Annotated in this window: 19 protein-coding genes and 1 pseudogene; 5 read left to right on the plus strand and 15 right to left on the minus strand. The window is 58.5% G+C overall.

Features of this window, described 5'->3' with window-relative positions:
* The first annotated feature begins 30 nt into the window (after window positions 1-30).
* Together N7U68_RS10355 and N7U68_RS10360 are read left to right on the plus strand one after the other, a co-directional pair.
* Window positions 31-1,560 (plus strand): ATP-dependent DNA helicase, encoded by a 1,530-nt coding sequence (locus N7U68_RS10355; RefSeq protein WP_263049057.1) that lies wholly within the window; start codon window positions 31-33, stop codon window positions 1,558-1,560.
* Complete coding sequence (locus N7U68_RS10360; protein WP_263049058.1) at window positions 1,557-2,291, plus strand: SDR family oxidoreductase; 735 nt, start codon at window positions 1,557-1,559, stop codon at window positions 2,289-2,291. The genes N7U68_RS10355 and N7U68_RS10360 overlap by 4 nt, the downstream gene beginning before the upstream one ends.
* A 120-nt stretch (window positions 2,292-2,411) precedes the next feature.
* Here the strand turns inward: N7U68_RS10360 and N7U68_RS10365 are convergent, their stop codons facing one another.
* From N7U68_RS10365 to argH, 13 genes are all read right to left on the minus strand, one after another.
* Entirely contained in the window at window positions 2,412-3,173 is a 762-nt protein-coding gene (locus N7U68_RS10365) for a TIGR02186 family protein (protein WP_165195775.1), read from the minus strand.
* A complete protein-coding gene (locus N7U68_RS10370) occupies window positions 3,173-4,090 on the minus strand; it encodes a sulfite exporter TauE/SafE family protein (protein ID WP_165197920.1) in 918 nt (305 codons plus the stop codon). The genes N7U68_RS10365 and N7U68_RS10370 overlap by 1 nt, the downstream gene beginning before the upstream one ends.
* 124 nt (window positions 4,091-4,214) lie before the next feature.
* Window positions 4,215-5,180, minus strand: coding sequence for an ABC transporter permease (locus tag N7U68_RS10375; protein WP_263049059.1), 966 nt, complete (start codon window positions 5,178-5,180; stop codon window positions 4,215-4,217).
* 2 nt (window positions 5,181-5,182) lie between these two features.
* Window positions 5,183-5,818: a LysE family translocator gene (locus N7U68_RS10380; RefSeq protein ID WP_263049060.1), complete on the minus strand. Its 636-nt coding sequence runs from the start codon at window positions 5,816-5,818 to the stop codon at window positions 5,183-5,185.
* Entirely contained in the window at window positions 5,815-6,912 is a 1,098-nt protein-coding gene (locus N7U68_RS10385; protein WP_165195769.1) for an ABC transporter permease, read from the minus strand. Before N7U68_RS10385 ends, N7U68_RS10380 begins: the two co-directional genes overlap by 4 nt.
* Window positions 6,905-8,482, minus strand: coding sequence for an ABC transporter ATP-binding protein (locus N7U68_RS10390; protein ID WP_263049061.1), 1,578 nt, complete (start codon window positions 8,480-8,482; stop codon window positions 6,905-6,907). The genes N7U68_RS10385 and N7U68_RS10390 overlap by 8 nt, the downstream gene beginning before the upstream one ends.
* A gap of 6 nt (window positions 8,483-8,488) precedes the next feature.
* The gene (locus N7U68_RS10395; RefSeq protein ID WP_263049062.1) at window positions 8,489-9,478 is read right to left on the minus strand and encodes a BMP family lipoprotein; all 990 of its coding nucleotides are present in this window, start codon (window positions 9,476-9,478) and stop codon (window positions 8,489-8,491) included.
* Between the two features lie 129 nt (window positions 9,479-9,607).
* Complete coding sequence (locus N7U68_RS10400; protein ID WP_263049063.1) at window positions 9,608-10,036, minus strand: GNAT family N-acetyltransferase; 429 nt, start codon at window positions 10,034-10,036, stop codon at window positions 9,608-9,610.
* Window positions 10,033-10,686, minus strand: a complete 654-nt coding sequence (tsaB, locus tag N7U68_RS10405; RefSeq protein WP_308446180.1) for a tRNA (adenosine(37)-N6)-threonylcarbamoyltransferase complex dimerization subunit type 1 TsaB — start codon at window positions 10,684-10,686, stop codon at window positions 10,033-10,035. The genes N7U68_RS10400 and tsaB overlap by 4 nt, the downstream gene beginning before the upstream one ends.
* On the minus strand, window positions 10,679-11,242 hold the full coding sequence (locus N7U68_RS10410) for a NifU family protein (protein ID WP_165195761.1): 564 nt from the start codon (window positions 11,240-11,242) through the stop codon (window positions 10,679-10,681). Before N7U68_RS10410 ends, tsaB begins: the two co-directional genes overlap by 8 nt.
* Window positions 11,243-11,473: 231 nt before the next feature.
* Window positions 11,474-11,929 (minus strand): universal stress protein, encoded by a 456-nt coding sequence (locus N7U68_RS10415; RefSeq protein WP_165195759.1) that lies wholly within the window; start codon window positions 11,927-11,929, stop codon window positions 11,474-11,476.
* Between the two features lie 87 nt (window positions 11,930-12,016).
* Entirely contained in the window at window positions 12,017-12,202 is a 186-nt protein-coding gene (locus N7U68_RS10420; protein ID WP_263049065.1) for a lipoprotein, read from the minus strand.
* The gene (gene argH / locus N7U68_RS10425) at window positions 12,199-13,590 is read right to left on the minus strand and encodes an argininosuccinate lyase (RefSeq protein ID WP_263049066.1); all 1,392 of its coding nucleotides are present in this window, start codon (window positions 13,588-13,590) and stop codon (window positions 12,199-12,201) included. Before argH ends, N7U68_RS10420 begins: the two co-directional genes overlap by 4 nt.
* Before the next feature lie 25 nt (window positions 13,591-13,615).
* On the opposite strand from argH, the gene N7U68_RS10430 reads away from it, so the two are divergent.
* Complete coding sequence (locus tag N7U68_RS10430; RefSeq protein WP_263049067.1) at window positions 13,616-14,233, plus strand: TlpA family protein disulfide reductase; 618 nt, start codon at window positions 13,616-13,618, stop codon at window positions 14,231-14,233.
* A 331-nt stretch (window positions 14,234-14,564) separates the two neighbouring features.
* On the opposite strand, the gene N7U68_RS10435 is transcribed toward N7U68_RS10430, so the two are convergent.
* Entirely contained in the window at window positions 14,565-15,635 is a 1,071-nt protein-coding gene (locus tag N7U68_RS10435) for an agmatine deiminase family protein (RefSeq protein ID WP_263049068.1), read from the minus strand.
* 327 nt (window positions 15,636-15,962) lie between these two features.
* On the opposite strand from N7U68_RS10435, the pseudogene N7U68_RS10440 reads away from it, so the two are divergent.
* Both N7U68_RS10440 and N7U68_RS10445 read left to right on the plus strand, forming a co-directional pair.
* A pseudogene (locus N7U68_RS10440) lies at window positions 15,963-17,845 on the plus strand (SLC13 family permease).
* Window positions 17,846-17,895: 50 nt separating this feature from the next.
* The gene (locus N7U68_RS10445; RefSeq protein WP_263049069.1) at window positions 17,896-18,756 is read left to right on the plus strand and encodes a hypothetical protein; all 861 of its coding nucleotides are present in this window, start codon (window positions 17,896-17,898) and stop codon (window positions 18,754-18,756) included.
* 3 nt (window positions 18,757-18,759) lie between these two features.
* On the opposite strand, the gene N7U68_RS10450 is transcribed toward N7U68_RS10445, so the two are convergent.
* A complete protein-coding gene (locus N7U68_RS10450; RefSeq protein ID WP_263049070.1) occupies window positions 18,760-19,197 on the minus strand; it encodes a MaoC family dehydratase in 438 nt (145 codons plus the stop codon).
* Window positions 19,198-19,214: the final 17 nt, after the last annotated feature.

Below are 19,214 nucleotides of genomic sequence, written 5' to 3' on the forward strand. Positions count from 1 at the left end.
CGCCCTCGGTCACCCCGGTAGGGTCTGCGCATGACCCAGACCGCGCTTACATATTCCGAAGATCAGGCCGAAGCCCATGATCGTATTGTCGAGGCTTTGCGTGGCGCGGGCGTCGACCTGGAAAACGGCACGTTACTCCCCCCGAAAGAGGGCAAACAGAGCGTTCTGGCCGTCATCGGAAAGGCGGGTTCCGGCAAAACGTTGCTTTTGGCAGAACTCTACCGCGCGATGGAACAGGCCGGGGTTGATATCGTCTCGGGCGATTACGAAAGCCGCAAACGTCGCGATAAGCGCACGCTTGCGATCCTCGCCCCTACAAACAAAGCCGCCAGCGTCCTGCGCATGCGTGGCGTACCTGCGACCACCATCCACCGCATTCTCTATACCCCGGTCTACGATCCCGAATACGAAAAGATCGCCGAATGGTTGGCCGGAAATGGTGAGCGCCCTGAGATCGAGGGACTGACCGACGTGGCGCTGGATCGCGCCCACGCGTTCTATCAAACCAACAAATCTATTCCCGGTGCCTTGGCGGCGGCGGGGCTGCGCGGCAGTGATTTTATCACTGGCTGGAAACGCCGGGAGGAGCCACTCGATATCGGCTTTGTCGACGAGGCCAGCATGCTGGACGAACGCCAGATGGACGACCTGAAAGAGATTTTTCCAACGCTCCTGCTCTTTGGCGATCCCGCGCAGTTGGCTCCGGTCAATCAATCCGGTGCGATGGTTTTTGAGACATTGCCCGCCCCGGCCAAGCTGGAATTGCACCGCATACACCGACAGGACGCGGATAACCCCATCCTTGATCTGGCTCATGCGCTGGCTGATCCGGCGCTGGAGTTTTCTGACTTCGAACGCATGGTCGAAGAAAAATCACGCGTGGACGACCGTGTTCAGTTCGCCCAACGCGTCGAAGTCGACTTGATGGCACGCTCCCCGGTTCTGGTCTGGCGCAACGCCACGCGCATCCGGCTGATCACCGCATTCCGCGCCGTGCATGGCGCACCCGACACGGCACTGCTGGAGGGCGAGCCGCTGATCTGTGATGGGATCGAATTGCCGCTCAAGCACCGCAAGAAACGGCTCGATCTAGAGGCGCGCGGCCTGATCAAAGGCGCTCAGGTGATATACCTCGGGCCGGGTCGCAAACCAGGGTTTTCACGGCTGCATGTGATCGGTGCCGAAGACCCACAAGTGAGCGCCGCTAGCATTGTGAAAATCGAAAAGCCGGACGAAGAGGAACCCTTCATCCCCTTCGCGGCCAATATGGGTGCCACCTTTCTGCACGGCGCTGCGGTCACGATTCACAAGGCGCAGGGCAGCCAGTGGGAAACAGTGCAGGTCTTTGCGCCTGATCTCTATGTCGCTGCCCGCATGGGCCGGGTAGAGGCGGGCCAACCCCTGTGGAAGCGGCTGGCCTACGTTGCCATCACCCGCGCGCAGGAACGGCTGTGCTGGGTTGTGCGCAATCGTCTGTCCAAGCCCGAACACGCGCTGCGCGTCGACGACCTGCGCAGTGCGCCCGCCCCCCTCACCCTCGAAGCGGAGACACTGGAATGAAATCCATCCTGATCACCGGCGCCAGTTCCGGCATTGGACGCGCCACCGCCGATACCTTTTTGCAGGCTGGATGGCGCGTAGGACTGATCGCACGCCGCGCCGATCGGCTGCACGACATCGCTCAGGGTAATGCCCGCGCGATCCCCTTGCCCACGGACGTGACCGACCTCGACGCCATGAAAGAAGCGTTTGCGACCTTCCTGCAAACAGCCGGACGGCTGGATGTGTTGTTCAACAACGCCGGCACGTTCGGTCCCTCCGGCACCATCGACGAAATCCCGCTCGCCGGTTTCGACGAGGTTATCAGCGTCAACATTCGCGGCATGTTCATAGCGGCACAGCTCGCCTTTGCGCATATGCGGGCACAGGATCCGCAGGGCGGCCGGATCATCAATAACGGCTCGCTTTCGGCCCATAACCCGCGCCCCGGATCAATCTGTTACACCACCAGCAAACACGCGATCACCGGCATGACGCGATCCCTGTCATTGGACGGGCGGCCCTATGACATCGCCTGCGGGCAAATCGACATCGGCAACGCAAGAACAGAGCTGGTGGATGATCTGAACGCCCGCGCGCAGGCCGCCAATCCCGACGCCCCACTGATGCCGATGATGGATGTTCAGGACGCGGCTCGCTCGGTTCTGCACATGGCACAGATGCCACCCGGCGCGAACGTCCAGTTCATGACCGTGATGGCGACCAAGATGCCGTATATCGGGCGCGGTTGATCTAAACCTGCACCTTCTGGCAATGAATATCCCTGCCCGAGGCCCCGGCTGACAGCACGCGCACCCTATCTCTTTGCCCCGAACGGCTGCTGCATGCGTCAGAAAATTTGCAGAGTTTTCTCAGCCCTGACGCAACATGCGGAACGCGGCAGAGGCCCCCCAGCCTGCGGCGATGGCGATGGCCAGCGACATCAACCCGTAGAGCATCGACTGCTCGCGTGACAATGCGAACAGCCATCGCTCCATCCCGACCTTGCGCACGTCGATCACCGTTTCATACTGTGACACGACCTGCCCCGCACGGGTTAGGAATATCCTGGTGGTGTAGTCGCCTTCGGTCAGGTTCGCAGGCAACTTTACCGACGTCTGAAAGAGCGTGTCTTCTCGCAACTCCACTGCTCCTTCGTTGACCTTGTACGCGTTCTGCGCCTTGCGAATACGGATGACCGCATCCGTAAAACTTTGCGCATCCTTGACGTTGCTGGGCGCGCCCACTGACCGGATCGCGCGCGGGATCGAAATCCGGTGGCGCAGATCCTCGACATTCGACAATACATCCGACCATGGGCCACTTGTCGCCACCGCGTAAAAGCTGGGTGCCGCGTCCACTTCTACCGCATCAACATTGACCCAGATGCCAAACCGCCGTTCCTTGCGCCGCACGTTTAGTGACTGGGATGGGCCTGCAATGGTAACCACGACACCCAAATTGCCCTCTGGCATTGCACTCTCGCGCCGGATCGCGCCAAAGAGCAGAATCTCGGACCCATCAAACGTAGTGTTGATCTCGACCTGGTTCTTGCTGAGGCCCAACACGACATCCTCTGCCGCCTTGGCCGGCAACGTGACAAGCGTCAGTAGTATGAGTGCAATCCTGAACATCAGTGTCCCACCGCGGCGCCGATTGAATACAGCTCAGCAGGCTCGATCAGCAGATCCAGCCCCAGCTTGGCGCAGACCACCAGCACCATGATCGCCAGCAGAATACGCAACTGTTCCGCTTTCATCCGTGTGCCGATCACAGTGCCGATTTGTGCCCCGATGACCCCCCCGACCAGCAGCAGAACCGCAAGAACCACATCAACGGTATAGTTGGTAGTGGCGTGCAGCATCGTGGTAAACGCAGTGACAAAGATGATCTGAAACAGCGACGTACCGACAACGACCTTAGTCGGCATGCCCAACAGATAGATCATTGCAGGCACCATGATGAACCCGCCGCCAACACCCATGATCGCCGCCAGAACCCCCACGGCAACCCCAACCAAAAGCGGCGGTATGACGCTGATATACAGGCCCGACGTCCGAAACCGCATTTTGAAGGGTAGCTTGTGAATCCAGCTGTGCTTCTTGCGCTTGGCCGGTGGACCACCTGCGCGGGATTTCCGGATCGCGCGTAGGCTTTCGATGAACATCATGCCGCCGATGATCCCAAGGAACACCACATAGCAAAGCTTGACCAGCAGATCGACCTGACCCTGGGCCTTGAGGTAGTTAAAGACGACGACACCCAATGCAGCACCGGCCAGACCGCCGATCAGCAGCACCGTGCCCATCCTCAGATCGACAGTTCTACGCCGGAAATGCGCCAGCACACCAGAAAAGGACGAGGCGACAATCTGGTTTGCCTCGGTGGCGACGGCAACGGCAGGGGGAATTCCGATGAAAAACAGCAGCGGTGTCATTAGGAACCCGCCACCAACGCCGAACATCCCCGACAATACACCAACCATGCCACCAAGCCCGAGAAGCAGGAAAGCATTGACCGATACTTCGGCGATGGGCAGGTAGATATACATAATATCTGTTAGCGCCATGCCCCGCGCCTTGGCAAGCGTGCCGGGTCGCTCAAACCCGGTGGATGTATCACTTTTTTCGCTTTGGACTTATGACCGGGCCAATTTGGGCATATGAACGTGCGTGTCAGCGTTCTTTGACATATGGCTCGCCACCGGCACGCGGCGGGATCGCCTTGCCAACAAAACCAGCAAGGATCACAACCGTCAGGATGTAGGGCAACGCGTCCATGAATTGTACCGGGATCACTAGCCCTCCGATATCAATGTTCTGATAGCGCAGTGCAATGGCTTGCAAGAAGCCGAACAGTAGCGTCGCATAGAGCGCATACCACGGTCGCCACTTGGCAAAGATCAACGCGGCGAGTGCAATATAGCCACGCCCGGCGGTCATGTCCTTAACGAACCCGGCCTGTAACGCAGTCGCCAGATAGGCACCGGCAATCCCGCACAGCACTGCGCAGATGGTAACGGCGGCATAGCGGATGCCGATTACCGACACCCCTGCGGTATCCACCGCCGCCGGATTTTCACCCACCGCGCGCAAACGCAGTCCAAATCGTGTCCGAAACAGCACCCACCACGTAAGCGGGACGCAAAGGAACGCAATATAGACCGGCAGCGTATGCCCCGAAATCAGCCCGTGATAAATTGGCCCGAGGATCGGCACGTCTTGCAATGTGTCGGCCAGTGGTAATGTGATCGGCGAAAACCGCGCTTCGACAGGGAGCGACCGTGTCCGCCCACCCTCGGCAAACCAATCCTGCGCGATCAAAACTGTAAGGCCCGCCGCAAGGAAGTTGATCGCCACGCCGGAAATCAGTTGATTTCCGCGAAACGTGATCGACGCCAGCCCATGCAGCAATCCCAGTGCGATTGAGGACGCGATGCCAGACAATAGGCCCAGCCAGACTGACCCAGTCTCCACTGCAACGGCCGCACTAAAGAACGCGGCGATCAGCATCTTGCCCTCGAGCCCGATATCGAAAATCCCCGCGCGTTCACTGAACAGCCCGGCGAGACATGCCAGCAACAGTGGCGTAGCAAGGCGGATCGTGCTGTCGAGTACTTGGAGAACAGTAAGAAAATCCAATCTCAGCCCTCCGACGTGGCCAGCTTGAACGCGGCAAAGGTAAAGAAGCTGCCCAGCGTCAGTTCTACCCATCGACGCGCGCGCGTATAGACCCTCCGAACGGGTGCAGCAGACAGGGCCAGCGCCCATGCGCCGTGACAACTGAACGAGATCAGGAACGCCCCCACCACAAAGAGCGACACGATCCCGATTCCGCCACCTGCGGTCGCGCCGATCGATGCGATCGCGAGCCAGAAAACGATGGCCTTCGGGTTCGTGACCTGTAGCAAGAACCCGGCGACGAAGTGCCGCCACGGCGAACGCGGCACCGCCCCAGCGGCGCGCAATGCGGGCGGGTGCAGCGCCTTGCGGAACGCACCATAGGCAAGCCACAGAAGGTAGGCGGCACCGATCAGCTTCAGCCCCGTCATGGCCCATGCCGCCTGCGACAGGATCAGGCCAACGCCCAACAAGGTCAGGATGTTGATCACCACGCTGCCCATTGCAATCCCCAGAGTTGCGACCATGGCTGGTGCGCGCCCCTGATCCGTCGCGATCCCGATCAACATCGCCACCGATGGGCCGGGTGACGCCGCTCCGATCAGTAAAATCGCATAGGCAGCGATGAAACCGGGCAGGAAAGGCGCGAGGTCAATCATGTATTTCGTCCTTTTCTGATTGCCAGAAACACCCGCTCAATGGGAATGCGAACCATGTTGTCCAACGCGCCGGTAAAGAGGATCACCAGCGCCTGAATGACCACAATCAGTTCGCGTGGGATCGACGTCCATAGCGCCAGTTCACCGCCGCCCTGATACAGAAACCCGAACAGCAGGGCCGCCAGCAAAACCCCAAAGGGATGATTGCGCCCCATCAGCGCCACCGCAATCCCGATGAAACCTGCGCCCTCAACCGCATCCATGACCAGCCGCTCTGCTTCGCCCATGACATTATTGATCGCCATGCAGCCCGCCAAAGCACCCGAGATCATCATCGCAATCACGGTGATACGCACTGGGTTGATGCCAGCGTATTTCGCACCCGTTTCGGAATGGCCCAGCGCGCGTATCTCGTACCCCAGCCGCGTGCGCCAGATCAGCAGCCACACTAGGAAGCAGGCCGCCAACGCAATCAGCAGGCTGACATTGGCTGGGGCCGCCTTGGAAAACGAAATGCCCAAAGGGGCCAGCAGATCATGCAATGTGGGCAAATGGGTCGGCTCGGGGAATTTGGCAGTGGCCGGGTCCATCGCAGTGGGCGGGCGCAACACGTTGACCAACACATAGTTCAGCAAAGCGGCAGCGATAAAGTTGAACATGATCGTGGTTATCACGATATGGCTGCCGCGCTTGGCCTGCAAATAGGCTGGTATCAGCGCCCAGAGCGCACCGAATGCGGCGGATGCCACGATAGCAACGGCCAGTGCGATCGTCCAATGCGGCAAGGGCAGATAGAGACACGCCAGAGCCACACCAAGCCCGCCCAACATTGCTTGACCTTCGCCCCCGATGTTGAACAGGCGTGCGTGAAACGCGACAGCCACAGCAAGACCGGTAAAGAGGAAGTTGGTTGCGTAATAGAGCGTATAACCCCACGCGTATGTGGAGCCCAGCGCGCCTGACACCATCAGCCTGACCGCTGCAACCGGGTCTTCGCCGATGGCGAGGATAACCAACGCCGACAGGATCGCGGCCAGCAGAAGGCTGACCAACGGCACGAGGATCACATCAGCCCAGCCCGGCATCCTATCCATGCGCGACCTCCCGTGTGTCATCGTCGCTGATCCCCGCCATCAGCAGCCCCAGTTCGGTTTCGTCCGTTTCGCCCGGCAGGCGCTCCCCCATGATGCGCCCGTCGAACATCACGGCGATCCGATCCGACAGCGACATGATCTCGTCCAGTTCAACACTGACCAACAAGATCGCCTTGCCAGCATCGCGCAGGGCGATGATCTGCTGATGGATAAATTCGATTGCGCCGATGTCGACACCGCGTGTGGGCTGTCCGATCAACAACAGATCCGGTTCCTGCTCAATCTCACGTGCCAGTACGATCTTTTGCTGGTTGCCACCGCTGAAATTCTTTGCCGACAGTCGCGGGTTGGGCGGGCGCACATCAAAGCGTTCCATCTTGCGCATTGCATCAGTGCGGATCGCAGCGTTATTCATCAAAGGACCACGCCGAATGTCAGGGCGCAGGTGATAGCCAAACACGCTATTTTCCCACGCGGCAAATGGCATGATCAAACCCTCGCGCTGGCGATCCTCAGGAACGTGGCAGATACCGGCGCGGCGCCGGTTCTGGCCATCTGAATTCACCCCGCTGAGCGCCAGAGGCACACCATTCACCCGCACCGTACCGGTGCCCTCGCGCATACCGCCCAGCACTTCCAGCAGTTCGGACTGTCCGTTACCCACGACCCCGGCCAGGCCGAGGATTTCACCTGCTCGCACTGTCAGATCAATGCTTCGCAGCCGCTCGACCCCTTGGCTGTCTGTGACTGTCAGGCCCTCGACCTCCAGCACCGGTGCCCCGGCTTTTGCCGCGGACTTTTCAATCCTCAGCAATACTTTGCGACCAACCATCAGTTCTGCCAGATGCTCGGGACTTGACTCAGAGGTCTTGACCGTGGCTGTCATCTGCCCCTGCCGCATCACACTGACCGTATCTGTAATCTCCATGATCTCGCGTAGCTTGTGCGTAATCAGGATGATCGTCTTGCCCTCGCTGCGCAATCGCCCGAGGATGCGAAACAATTGATCCGCCTCTGATGGCGTCAGCACGCCTGTCGGCTCGTCCAGTATCAGGATCTCTGCCCGCCGATACAATGCCTTGAGGATCTCTACGCGTTGCTGCATGCCCACGCCGATATCCTCAATCTTGGCGTCGGGATCGACATTGAGGCCATACTCCGCTGCCAATTCCTTGAGGCTGTCGCGCGCCTTGGCAAGGCTGGGTTTGAGTAACCTGCCCTCCTCTGCGCCAAGGATAACATTCTCCAGCACGGTAAAATTTTCGACCAGTTTGAAATGCTGGAACACCATGCCGATACCCGCTGCGATGGCGGCCTGACTGTCGGGGATGCTGACCAGCCGCCCGCCGATGTGGATCGTGCCGCGATCTGCCTTATAGAACCCATAAAGGATCGACATCAGGGTGGACTTGCCCGCGCCGTTCTCGCCTATAATCCCATGAATGGTACCGGGCGCGACTCGCAGGCAAATGTCCCGGTTCGCCTGAACCGGACCGAACGACTTGGAAATACCGGTCAGTTCAATCGCCGGGGCAACGTCATGCTGCCCCGGTATTGCATCCTCATCCATGTCGGATCATTGCACCGGGCAGGTGTTGTCCGACATATAGTCATGTACAGACACGGAACCGTCACCGATTGCCGCAGCGGCCGTATCCACGGCTGCTTTCATGTCGTCTGTCACTAGGCTGGCGTTGTTGTCATCCAGCGCATAGGCCACACCATCATTATCGAGCCCCATCACGAAGAATCCTGCTTCCAGATCTTCGCCCGCGCTCATCGCATCATAAACGGCATTGTCGACACGTTTGACCATTGAGGTCAAAACCTTGCCGGGGTGCAGGTGATTCTGGTTGCTGTCCACGCCAATGCTGAGGATCTCCTCATCCGCGGCGGTTTGCAGTACACCGACGCCGGTGCCGCCCGCTGCGGCATAGACCACATCCGCGCCCTGACTGATCTGCGCCTTGGTCAACTCAGATCCCTTGACCGGGTCATTCCAAGCGGCAGGTGTCGTGCCAGTCATGTTCTGGATTACGGTCGCATCGGGCTTGACCGCCTTGACCCCCTGCACATAACCACAGGCAAATTTGCGGATCAGCGGGATGTCCATCCCACCAATGAACCCAACCGTGCCGGTCTCACTGGCCATGGCGGCCAACATGCCCACCAGATAGCTGCCTTCATGTTCGTTAAACACCACCGAGCGGACATTGGGGCTTTCGACCACCATGTCGATAATCGCGAATTTGGTGTCAGGGTATTCCGGCGCGATCTCTCCCAGCGCATCACCGAAGGCAAAACCGACCATCACAATCGGGTTGTTGCCGTTCTCGGCAAAACGACGCAGGGCCTGTTCGCGCTGTGCCGCCGATTGCAGCTCGACCTCGGCATAGCTGCCGCCGGTCTCGTCCGCCCAACGCTGTGCACCGTTGAACGCGCTTTCGTTAAAGGATTTGTCGAACTTACCCCCGAGATCAAAGATCAGGGCCGGTTCGGCGAGCGCGGCACCAGCGCCCAACGCCAATGTAGCCGCCGCACCCAAGAAGTTACGCAGAATCGTCATTATGGAATCTCCCGTTGGTTGTCGCCGCTGAGTGTCGGTCTCAAGGTCCGCCCGCGGTCATTATCGGATCGCCAGATTAGGCCGCAGCCTAGCGGGGGGGTCAACATGATTCGGCATGTGAACGTAGGGTCAGCCGACCTGATCCAGAGGCTTGGTCAGGATCAACGCATCAATCCGCGTGTCATCTGGACGTCGATAATACGCCCCCCGCCGCCCCGTCTCGACATAGTCACAACTGGCGTAGAGCGCCCGCGCCGCCATGTTGTCCTCGGCCACTTCGAGAAACTGCCGCACCGCGCCGCGGTCCCGTAGATCAGTTTCCAATGCCGCGAGGATGCGCCGTGCCGCCCCCTGTCTGCGTTCTGCCGGCAGCGTCGCCAACGTTAGCAGTTCGGCCTCGTCAGCGATCAGCCGCGATAATGAAAAAGACATATGATCTCCGACACAGATCACATGACCCGTGGCCATCAGATCAGCAAATTCTTCTTCGCGCCACGCACGCCCTTGGCCCGCGAACGCCAACGCATGGATGCGCGCCATGTCCGCAGGCAGGATCAATCTAGCAGCACTGGCGGTGCATCCCGCGCCGGGGCCGCATCCGCAGGCTTTAGGTAGAATGGCGCAGCGGGGGATATGTCATGCCCCCGGCGTAGGGCCGCAATACGCGCGATCGCCGATCCCGGCGCGTAGGGCGCAGGAACATGCGGCACGCCCAGACGCGCCGCGATTTCGCTTCCGGCGGACCCGATCGAGACCAGACCGGGTTCGGCTAGGTCGAGCTGCAAATCAGATATCGTCACCAGCGCCGGTGGAACGTTTTGTACCATACCGTGCCCCTGCACATAGGCCTGCCCGCGCGGCGCGGCGATAGAGCCTAGAACTGGCCCGCTGGTGCCGTGCGCCAATGCGTCCAGCAACGTAACGCCGATCACCGGCACCTCAAGCGCGAGTGCCAGACCCCGCATGGCAGACACTGAGATGCGAATGCCGGTAAAATTGCCCGGCCCTGTTCCAACGCCAATAGCGGACAGGTCACGCCATGTGGCGCCGCCACGCACCAGCAGGTCTTGGATAAGCGGAAACAGCGCCTCTGCTTGCCCCTTCGGCATGTCTTGGTAAACGTCAGAAAGAACCTCGCCGCCCTGCAAGAGGACGGCGCTGCAATACGAACCCGAAGTATCTACGCCCAGAACGAGCGGTTCAGACACCAACAGGGCGTACCTCGGTCACTTCGGGAATATAGTGGCGCAGCAGGTTCTCGATGCCCATCTTCAACGTGATGGTCGAGGATGGGCAACCGGCACAGGCACCCTGCATGTGCAGGTAAACAACGCCCCGGTCAAACCCGTGAAAGGTGATGTCGCCGCCATCCTGTGCCACAGCAGGACGCACACGGGTATCCAGCAACTCTTTGATTTGACCAACGATTTCGCCATCTTCCCCGTCATGATCGGCATGACCAGAAGCGGCGTCATTTCCATCGTGCATCACTGGTTGGCCGGATTGGTAATGCTCCATAATCGCGCCCAGAATCGCGGGTTTGATATGGTCCCATTCTACGCTGTCGCCTTTGGTCACAGTCACGAAGTCGGTGCCAAAGAATACGCCCGACACGCCATCAACGGCAAATATCCGCATCGCGAGTGGCGATTTATCCGCCCCTTCAGAGGTGGGGAAATCAGCAGTTCCAACAGGCAGGACGCTTTGGCCCGGCAGGAATTTCAATGTGGCAGGGTTGGGCGTGGATTCGGTCTGGATGAACATGTGATCAGTCCTTTTGTGCGTAGTTTCGATATGCGCGCACAGCGCCGCAGAGTCAAGGTTTGGAACGATTCTAAACTAGCGCCAAATCGGCGCACTCACTCGGGCTGTGAGCCTTCCAGCGCCTGCAGAGGCCCGATTATGCCGCCCAACAACCCTGCTCCCTCACACTCTTCTGGCCAACAGTATCCCCGTCGGAGGTTAGAAAATTCGCAGAGTTCTCTCTCGGTGCGGTCAGGTGATCGCCTCTAAACGCTCTTTGCTCAGATCACCGGGCACGATGGTAATCGGGATAGGCAGCGACCCGGCATTCTTGGTCAGTTGCGTGACCAGCGGTCCCGGCCCCTTGCGGTCCGTGGCCGCCCCCAGCACCAGAACGCCGACTTCGGGATCGGCGTTCACCTGCGCAATGATCTCTGTCACCGGCTCGCCTTCACGGATGACCAGTTCCGGGTCGACCCCTTGCTTGTCGCGCATCCACTTCGCGAACACCTCGAAATGCGCCTCAATCCGCTCTCGGTGTTCTTCGCGCATGATATCGCCGACACCGATCCAGTGATTGAACTCTTCGGGCGGAATGACCGACAGCACCTCGACGCCGCCTTGGGTATGCGCCGCACGCATCGCGGCAAAGCGCATGGCATTGAGGCATTCGCGGCTGTCATCCAGCACGACCATGAATTTCCGCATTTCGATGTCTCCCGGTTGCGCTCGCGATCATGGCGCAAGCGATCGGTTGGCGCAATAGAATGCGGGCCCGACCGATGCTGACAAAAGTCAGAGCCCGACGCCCACACCCATGGTGACTTTGCCGCTGAAGACCGAGACCTTGGTGCCGGTGTTCACGCCACTGTCGCCGACACCGACTGTCGTGGTGGTGGCAACCGTTGGCCGCTCGGGCGGGCCATCAACGCCGCAGGCCGCCAATGCGACCAGCGCGACGGCACATACTACAGTTCTCATCCCAGTACCTCCTGCCAGCGTTTCACCTGCGCACGTACCTGACTGGGCGCAGTGCCACCATAGCTGGTGCGGCTAGCAACCGAATTATGCACACCCAACACGTCAAACACATCCGCGTGGATCGCGCCATGCACCGATTGCATGTCCTCCAGACTGAGGTCGGGCAGGTCACATCCCTTACCCTCGGCCATGGCAACCAGCGCGCCGGTGACATGATGCGCCTCGCGGAACGGCATGTCCAGAACCCGCACCAGCCAATCTGCAAGGTCCGTGGCGGTAGAAAATCCACTGCCTGCCGCCGCTTCCAGCGATGCGCGGTTGGCTGACATATCGCGCACCATACCCTCCATTGCTGCAAGGGCCAGCATCAGGTTATCCGCGGCGTCGAACACCTGTTCCTTATCTTCCTGCATGTCCTTGGAATAGGCCAGCGGCAGCCCTTTCATCACCGTCATCAAGGCTACGTTTGCCCCGAAAATACGGCCGATCTTGGCGCGGATCAGTTCGGCGGCATCGGGGTTCTTCTTTTGTGGCATAATGCTGCTACCGGTCGAGAACCGATCACTTAGCGTCACAAAGCGGAACTGAGCCGAAGACCAGATCACCAGCTCTTCCGCCAGACGGCTAAGGTGCATCGCGCAGATACTGGCCGCACCGAGGAATTCCAGCGCAAAATCACGGTCACTGACGGCATCGAGGCTGTTGGCCGAAGGCCGATCAAAGCCCAGCACCTCGGCTGTCATATCCCGATCGATAGGAAAACTGGTGCCCGCCAACGCGGCGGCACCCAGCGGGCATTCGTTCATCCGTGCCCGCGCATCGCGCATCCGGCTCAGGTCACGGCCCAGCATTTCGACATAGGCCATCATGTGATGGCCCCACGTCACCGGCTGCGCAGTTTGCAGATGGGTAAATCCGGGCATCACCCAATCGGCGCCCGCCTCGGCCTGCGTCAGCAAGGCACGGCAGAGCGCAACGAGCGCAGCATCGGTTGCATCCAACTGGTCGCGCACCCACAGCTTGAAATCCGTTGCCACCTGATCGTTGCGCGACCGACCCGTGTGCAGCCGACCAGCAGGCGCGCCAATGATTTCCTTCAGCCGCGCCTCGACATTCATGTGAATGTCCTCAAGTGCGGCTGAAAATTCGAATGTTCCGCCCTCGATCTCTGACAAGACCGTGAGCAGCCCTTCCCTCATCGCGTCGGCATCACTATCACTCACGATGCCGGTGTGTGCCAACATGGCTGCATGGGCCCGCGATCCGGCGATGTCCTGTGCCGCCATCCGCTTGTCAAACCCGATCGAGGCGTTGATAGCCTCCATGATCGCATCGGGTCCGGCGGCGAAACGGCCACCCCACATCTGGTTCGAGGATTTGTCTGCCATTGCCTTGGTTCCCTTCGGAGGAAAAATGCCCCTGTCACGTTCCGCAATCGTTTATATCGGCGTTGGCCTCGTTGCAATTGCAGCCGTAGCCGTCCTGGCCCTGCGCGACCCATCCGGCGAAGGTGAGGCGGCTGGTCCCACAGTCAATTACAGCGCCTATCAGCAGATGCTGGAGGGCGACATGAAGAAACTGCAGTTCCACAAGGTGGCCAAGCCTGTCAGCGCGCTGCCCTTTACCACCGATGCCGGCGGCGAAGCGACGCTGGCGGATTACAAAGGTAGATTTGTTTTACTCAATTTCTGGGCCACATGGTGCGCGCCCTGCCGCAAGGAAATGCCGATGCTGTCGGAATTGCAGGCCGAATTTGGCGGTGATGATTTCGAGGTTTTGACTCTGGCGACGGGTCGCAATGCGGTGCCTGCGATGAAGGCGTTCTTTGCCGAGATCAGCGTCGACAATCTGCCGCTACACCGCGACCCGAAACAGGCGCTGGCCCGAGAGATGGGGGTTCTGGGTCTGCCGATCACTGTCCTGCTAGACCCTGAGGGGCGAGAGATTGCGCGCATGCAGGGTGATGCGGAATGGAACAGTGAAAGCGCGAAGGCGATGATTGCAAAGCTGATTACGCCTGACGGAAGTTAGCGGCAGAAGCCATTCAGTGAAGGCTGATTTGGGCTACGAAGGTCGTTTCCCATCCTTCAGAGATAGCCAGCATTTGCTTAGCAGAGTAAAGCAGGTGGTCGACAAAGGCGACGTAGACCCCACCGTCTTCTGAATCGATCAAATCGAATACGCCATTTGGTTGAGCGAATTCTGGCAAGGTCGCAGCAAGGGCAAGGTGTGTGCGATACGCATCACGCAGATTGTTCTGGTTGCAGACGGTCCGCGTTATCCAGTTGAACCGTGACGCCGACGAGGGCCGTCGCAGCGGCTGCAACAGCCTCAATCAAAGGCGCATTGCGCGACTTCCACGTCATACCGCTGGCATTTGTTGCGTGGCGCAATGAATACCGCCGCCCATCTCGCCCAGCGGGTCAACGTTCAACGTGACAATTTCGCGGTCTGGATAGTGGCGCGCCAAAGCGTCTTTGGCGATTTTATCTGTCTCGTTGTCTCCAAATTGCGCAGCGATGACACCCCCATTGCAGACATAGTAATTGGCATAGGATGCCACAAAGTCGATGCTACGCACCCGTCGACGGTGAGGCTCAGGGATAACCTCTATATCAAGCCCCGCAGCTACCAGTCGATCATATGTATCGAGGGCGGCTGCATGGAATGGGTCGTCCATGTCCGGCGCATCAGGCAGGTTGATCAGCACCCGATTGGGTCCGGTGAAACGCGCGAGACTGTCGATGTGATAATCTGTAATGTCTTCGCCCCAAACCCCCTCAGACCATATCATACGATTTGCTCCATAAGCCTTGAGTAGCCGCGCTTCGATCTCTGCCCGCGACAGCCCCGAATTGCGGTTTTCGTTTACCCAACTGCTTTCATGGGCAAGCAACAAACCGTGGCCATCCTGCTCAACTCCTCCTGCTTCACCAACCAAACCTGTTGGCAACAGTCGCAATCCAAGCCGATCTGCAACACGGGCGGCAATCTGCGAGTCGCGTCGGTTAACTTGTTTTCCTCCCCATCCATTAAACTGGATATGGCTTACAGCGAGATCACCGTCTGGGTTCACCACGAAAATCGGGCCAGCGTCCCTGCACCAAAGATCTTCAGTTGGGATATCCCAAAGCTCAACGGCGCTGGATAGTTTAGCCCTTGCGCCAGAGTGATCGCCTTGCGCCGCAAGCATCGTTACTGGTTCAAACGCAGCAATTGCATTTGCGATGTCGGCGATTGTCTGCTGCGCCATGCCTAAAAAGACCCGGTCAGGATGAACGCTACGATTAACCGGCCATTGCATAAAGGTGCGTTGGTGCGAGGCTTCTTCTGCCGGGACAAAATACCGAGAATGATGGCTCGCATTCGCCTGTCCAGATAAATTCATCAAACTCAAGGCTCCTCCACCCAACAAAACCTTTCGCCTTTGCATGGCACAGTCCCTTTTTTTGTTTCCTCACGCTTACGAAACCTAACTACATCGACTGGCAAAAACGGACCAGCCGACTTTCACTTAGCTGCCATAATGCAATAGCTTGAACTCAAAGTAGACACCCGACAATCAAAATCCCATGCATCATGAACCACAGCAATCAGCCGTCGTTCGACTTTCAGAACCTCGATGTGATTGTTTCTAGGCAACTCTCTCGCTGCACGGCAGCGTAGGCAAACCTTGCTTTTACCCGCCCTCTACCGCTTCAATAGGCGAACGAATTCAGACTGACAGGGAAATCAGCGCGATCAAAAACCGGGGGACGGGATGGAGACACTGACATTCACCACTGAGATGGCCGTGGTGGTCGGCGCGTTGGGCTTTACCGTCTTTCTATTCGTCTCTGAAATCATCCGTATCGATCTGGCCGCGATCCTCGTATTGGTGCTGATCGGTATCCTGTCTTACCTGCCCGGACTGGGCAATCTGGCGGATGTGAACCACCTCTTTGACGGGTTTGCCTCTAACGCGGTCATCTCGATCATCGCGGTGATGATCGTGGGCGCGGGTCTAGACAAGACCGGCATTATGAACAAGGTCGCCGCATTGATCCTGAAACGAGGCGGATCGACCGAAGCACGCGTATTGCCGATCGTATCGGGCACGGTTGGGGTGATCTCCAGCTTCTTGCAGAACGTCGGCGCGGCGGCGCTGTTCCTGCCTGTGGTCAGCCGCATTTCGGCGCGCACAGGCATCCCGCTGAGCCGGTTACTAATGCCGATGGGGTTCTGCGCGATCCTGGGCGGGACAATGACGATGGTAGGCTCCTCGCCGCTGATCCTGCTGAACGACCTGATCGAATCGGCGAACGAAGGACTGTCGGCAGACGCGCAGATGGAACCCTTTGGCCTCTTTTCGGTCGCACCCATCGGGGCAGCGTTGATCCTTACCGGTATTATCTATTTCATGCTGGCCGGACGCTGGGTCTTGCCGGGCAAGGTGACCAAGGCCGATGCCACAGCGGGACAGGGCACGTCCGACTATCTTGCCCGCGTCTATGGCCTGAAGGCCAATGTGTACGAGGTGGACGTGCCAGAAGGTACACCGCTGGACGGGCAGCAACTGGCCGATATCAACCTTAACAATCACATCTACATCATCTCGACCTTCTATAAGGGCAAGGTGTCGATGGTGCAGATCCTGACTGCCGAAATTGCCGCGCCGTGCCGTCTGGCGATCATCGGAAAAGAAGAGGTCGTACGCGACTTCTGCAAACGCAACGGTCTGCATATGCGGGATCGGCTGGATGTTTTTGCCGAAGAGTTCGCACCCACGAATGCCGGTATCGCCGAGGTCGTGATCCCCCCGGCAGTCATGTAATCGGGAAATGCCCACGAGAGTTGATGCTGCGCAAGACCACTGGTCTTAGCCTGTTGGCGATTCACCGGGGCGAGGAAACGCTGAGCCATGTGGAGACGGAAGACCATTCAGCCACAGCCATCGGGCTGGTGAAGTTTAAACCCGGTGACATGCTGGTGGCGCATGCGCGCTGGGACATGCTGACCCGGCTAAAGCAGGATCGCGACTACGTGGTGGTCACGTCCGATTTCCCTCAGGACGAACTGCGACCGCATAAGGTGTGGCACGCGCTGTTTTTCTTTCTCGTGTCGCTGACCATGATCCTGTTCACTGACGTCCGCCTGTCGCTATGTCTGCTGACCGGGGCTGTGGGCATGTTACTGACACGCGTGCTGAGTATTGACGAAGCCTATCGCGCCGTTGGCTGGAATACCGTTTTCCTGCTGGCGAGCCTTATTCCGTTGGGACAAGCGGTGCAGAATACTGGCACCGCCGAATGGATCGCGCAGCAAATCCTGATCGCGCTGGACGGCTGGCCGATCTGGGCGCTTCAGACCGGTATCGCGATACTGGCTACGGCGTTTTCTCTGGTGATGTCGAATGTCGGCGCGACCGTGCTGCTGGTGCCGCTGGCGGTGTCTATCGCGGTGGCGGCGGGGGCGGACCCGGCAGTTTTTGCGCTCACGGTGGCAATTTCAACTTCCAACAGCTTTATCATCCCAACGCATCAGGTGAATGCGCTGATCATGGGGCCGGCGGGTTACAAGGTGACAGATTTCGTCAAGTCCGGGGGCATTATGACGATTCTATTTCTGGTTGTATCAATGGTCATGCTAAACGTTGTATTCTAAGGATCGATCGAGGTGCTGAAAACAACCATAATATCTTGGGAGTCCTATTCATGCCAAAGTCCATTACGCTGAAACTCCTCGCATTCGCTGCGTCGCTGCTGATCGCACCCTCCATATTACCCGCGCAGGTTCTGTCTCTCTACTTTCTGAACAAGGACAACAATGGCGCATATACTGTCGTGCCCCTTGCAGACATGCAAAATGAAACGTTTGAAAACCTTGAGAACGGTTCGGAAAGAGTTCTCGATATCTATGCCACAGAATTTTATATCGGTGACTTGCCTGATCTCTGGTTGAATGACGTCGCGCTTTCGCTCTCTGCCAGCACAGATGTAACTCAATCGGCCAGCCTCGGAGAGAACGGCGAAATTGGAATGACCATTGTGCTGCGGGAAAAAGACGACACCCGCGTCGAAGGCTACCAAGGTCGTGCCCTGATACGAAAACTGCCTTTCAAATCAGAGATCCAATTGACAGTTTCGCTAACTGAACTCGACGGAGCATCAAAGAAAAACATTGAGATGGCAAAGAATCTGATCGTCTCTCAGACCGGTTCTGACACCAAAAGTCTGATAGACCTCGATCTGGGGAATTCATATGTGAAGTTGGCGATGGCGGTCTACAACATCATTGATGAGGAAAAAAAGAAAGATGACGAGATATGGAACTCTCCCTTTACATTTCTGACGAACCCACCCGAGGGCCTCATGCCGCTCCGTAGCGGCGAGTGGCTGTTGATTTCAACGGACAACAAAAAGAAACGTTACAATTTGGATGTGCCTCGCGACGTGACTTACGTTGATCGAAAACTGAAGCTGGCTGACGAGGCCGTTACCAACAAGAAACGCATGCCGACCTACCTAATCTTAAGTGTTGTGAGCGGCATTCAGGCCATACCGGAGCAACGTTGACACTTAGCTCCGCCGCCGCAGGATATGGGTGATCTGGTAGGTCATCACCACAGCGCCATCCTGATTGATCACCTCGTAGGCAATATCCGCACGACCACGATCCGGGCGCGACTTGGACGGGTTCAGGGCGACCACGCGACCCCGGCAGTGCAACCTGTCCCCGGGGTGCACGGGGACCCGCCAGCGCAGTGCGTCCATACCGGGCGACCCCATCGAAGCCTCGTTCCACACGTCTGCCTCCAGCGACAGTACAAAGGCGGTCAGCAGGGTGTGAAACCCGCTGGCGATGATCCCCCCATAGGGCGAGGCCTGCGCCGCCGCCGCGTCAGTGTGGAACGGCTGTGGATCCCATTGTTCAGCAAAACCGAGAATATCAGCCAGCGGCAGGGTGCGGCTGGCTGTCTCGAAGGTGTAGCCTTCGCTCAGGTCATCGAAATACATGATTCCTGCCCTTTCGC

Source organism: Roseovarius pelagicus (genome assembly GCF_025639885.1).
In the GTDB taxonomy this organism is placed as follows: domain Bacteria; phylum Pseudomonadota; class Alphaproteobacteria; order Rhodobacterales; family Rhodobacteraceae; genus Roseovarius; species Roseovarius pelagicus.

Coding starts and splice junctions, on each gene's coding strand:
- N7U68_RS10355 (WP_263049057.1), top strand. CDS start 31: ATGACCCAGACCGCGCTTACATATTCCGAAGATCAGGCCGAAGCCCAT.
- N7U68_RS10430 (WP_263049067.1), top strand. CDS start 13,616: ATGCCCCTGTCACGTTCCGCAATCGTTTATATCGGCGTTGGCCTCGTT.
- N7U68_RS10395 (WP_263049062.1), bottom strand. CDS start 9,478: ATGACGATTCTGCGTAACTTCTTGGGTGCGGCGGCTACATTGGCGTTG.
- N7U68_RS10360 (WP_263049058.1), top strand. CDS start 1,557: ATGAAATCCATCCTGATCACCGGCGCCAGTTCCGGCATTGGACGCGCC.
- N7U68_RS10380 (WP_263049060.1), bottom strand. CDS start 5,818: ATGATTGACCTCGCGCCTTTCCTGCCCGGTTTCATCGCTGCCTATGCG.
- N7U68_RS10370 (WP_165197920.1), bottom strand. CDS start 4,090: ATGTATATCTACCTGCCCATCGCCGAAGTATCGGTCAATGCTTTCCTG.
- N7U68_RS10385 (WP_165195769.1), bottom strand. CDS start 6,912: ATGGATAGGATGCCGGGCTGGGCTGATGTGATCCTCGTGCCGTTGGTC.
- N7U68_RS10365 (WP_165195775.1), bottom strand. CDS start 3,173: ATGTTCAGGATTGCACTCATACTACTGACGCTTGTCACGTTGCCGGCC.
- N7U68_RS10390 (WP_263049061.1), bottom strand. CDS start 8,482: ATGGATGAGGATGCAATACCGGGGCAGCATGACGTTGCCCCGGCGATT.
- N7U68_RS10420 (WP_263049065.1), bottom strand. CDS start 12,202: ATGAGAACTGTAGTATGTGCCGTCGCGCTGGTCGCATTGGCGGCCTGC.
- N7U68_RS10450 (WP_263049070.1), bottom strand. CDS start 19,197: ATGTATTTCGATGACCTGAGCGAAGGCTACACCTTCGAGACAGCCAGC.
- N7U68_RS10445 (WP_263049069.1), top strand. CDS start 17,896: ATGCCAAAGTCCATTACGCTGAAACTCCTCGCATTCGCTGCGTCGCTG.
- N7U68_RS10410 (WP_165195761.1), bottom strand. CDS start 11,242: ATGTTCATCCAGACCGAATCCACGCCCAACCCTGCCACATTGAAATTC.
- argH (WP_263049066.1), bottom strand. CDS start 13,590: ATGGCAGACAAATCCTCGAACCAGATGTGGGGTGGCCGTTTCGCCGCC.
- N7U68_RS10415 (WP_165195759.1), bottom strand. CDS start 11,929: ATGCGGAAATTCATGGTCGTGCTGGATGACAGCCGCGAATGCCTCAAT.
- N7U68_RS10435 (WP_263049068.1), bottom strand. CDS start 15,635: ATGCAAAGGCGAAAGGTTTTGTTGGGTGGAGGAGCCTTGAGTTTGATG.